Here is a 1,773-nt window from a genome sequence, read left to right on the forward strand (position 1 = left end):
CCCCATGTGGGAGACATCGAAAAGGCCGGCGTCGGCGCGCACGGCCTCATGCTCGACGAGCTGGCCGCCGGCGTAGTGAATGGGCATCTCCCATCCCGCGAACCCGACCAGTTTGCCGCCCCCCTCGCGGTGAAGTTCCCAGAGAGGGGTTCTGCGAAGATCGGCCCCCATCGGCGTCCTTTCAATCGGTGGAAACTAAGGTAATCGTTTCGGGCACAACGCGTTCACTCTACTTGCGGTCCACAGGAGTGTCAAGGCCGCGCCCGACCTGCGGGAAGCCGGCCGACTCCGCGCGCTTGGCCTCCGATCTCTCCGCGCAGGGCTTGCCCGGTATGCGAGCCGACCACTTCCGCCACCTCCTCGGGGGTCCCGCAAGCGACCAGCCATCCCCCCTCTTCCCCCCCCTCGGGACCGAGGTCGATGAGATGATCCGCGGTGCGAATCACATCGAGTTGGTGCTCGATCACGATCACGGTGTTGCCCGCGTCCACGAGCTTCCCTAGGACCTCGAGGAGGATCCGGATGTCCTCGAAGTGAAGCCCGGTCGTCGGCTCGTCGAGGATGTAGATGGTTCGGCCGGTTGAGACCTTCGAGAGCTCGGTGGCGAGCTTGACGCGCTGCGCCTCCCCTCCCGAGAGCGTCGTGGCGGGCTGCCCCAGGTGGAGATAGCCGAGGCCGACGTCCTGGAGCGCGCCGAGCCGCCGCCGGAGGACCGGAATGCTCTCGAACATCGAGAGAGCCTCCTCGACCGTCAGATCGAGGACGTCCGCGATGCTCCGCCCCTTGTAGGGAACCTCCAGCGTCTCGCGGTTGTAGCGCTTTCCGCCGCAGACCTCGCAGCGGACGTAGACGTCGGGGAGAAAGTGCATTTCGATCTTGACGACCCCGTCGCCTCCACAGGACTCGCATCTTCCCCCCTTCACGTTGAAGGAGAAACGTCCGGGGCTGTAGCCGCGCACCTTCGACTCCGGCAGCCGCGCGAAGAGATCCCGGATCTCCGTGAACGCCCCCGTGTAGGTCGCCGCGTTGGATCGCGGCGTCCTGCCGATCGGGGACTGATCGATCTCGATGACTTTGTCCACGTGGCCCAGACCGACGACCCTCCGATGGGGGCCGGGCATCGGGCCGCTCTGATGAAGGGCCCGCGCGAGGGCGCGAAAGAGGATCTCGTTCACCAGGGAGCTCTTGCCGGAGCCCGAGACTCCCGTGACGCAAATGAACTGCCCGATCGGGAAGCGGACCGTCACATCCTTCAGATTGTTGTGCCGCGCTCCCACGATCTCGATGTGGCGACCCGTTGGCGGGCGCCGGACCGAGGGAACGGGTATGCTCCGCCGCCCGGAGAGATACTGGCCCGTGAGTGAGGCCGGATGACGCATCACCTCCGCTGGAGGGCCGTTGGCCACGAGATCTCCCCCGTGCCGGCCTGCGCCCGGCCCCAAGTCGATCAGCCAGTCGGCCGCGAGCATCGTGTCGCGGTCATGCTCCACGACAATGACCGTGTTTCCCAGATCGCGGAGGCTCTTGAGGGTATCCAGGAGCCGCTGGTTGTCCCGATGATGCAACCCGATCGAGGGCTCATCCAGGATGTAGAGGACCCCCACGAGCTGGCTGCCGATCTGGGTCGCCAGCCGGATCCTCTGCGCCTCGCCGCCCGAGAGCGTCGAGGAGGCGCGATCGAGTGTGAGGTAGCTGAGACCGACATCGTCCAGGAAGCGGAGCCGGTCGCGCACCTCCTTGAGGACTCCTTCCGCGATCGGCCGCTCTCTCTCG

At 66.3% G+C, this 1,773-nt stretch carries 2 protein-coding genes; both read right to left on the bottom strand.

Annotated features, from left to right (window positions below; all coding sequences use genetic code 11):
- The coding region (locus tag FJY88_14170; protein ID MBM3288473.1) for a hypothetical protein at positions 1-171 on the bottom strand (171 nt) is incomplete at its 3' end.
- A gap of 80 nt (positions 172-251) precedes the next feature.
- Positions 252-1,773: excinuclease ABC subunit A (gene uvrA / locus FJY88_14175; protein ID MBM3288474.1), on the bottom strand; the 1,522-nt coding region annotated here is incomplete at its 5' end.

This window comes from Candidatus Eisenbacteria bacterium (assembly GCA_016867495.1).
GTDB lineage: Bacteria > Eisenbacteria > RBG-16-71-46 > CAIMUX01 > VGJL01 > VGJL01.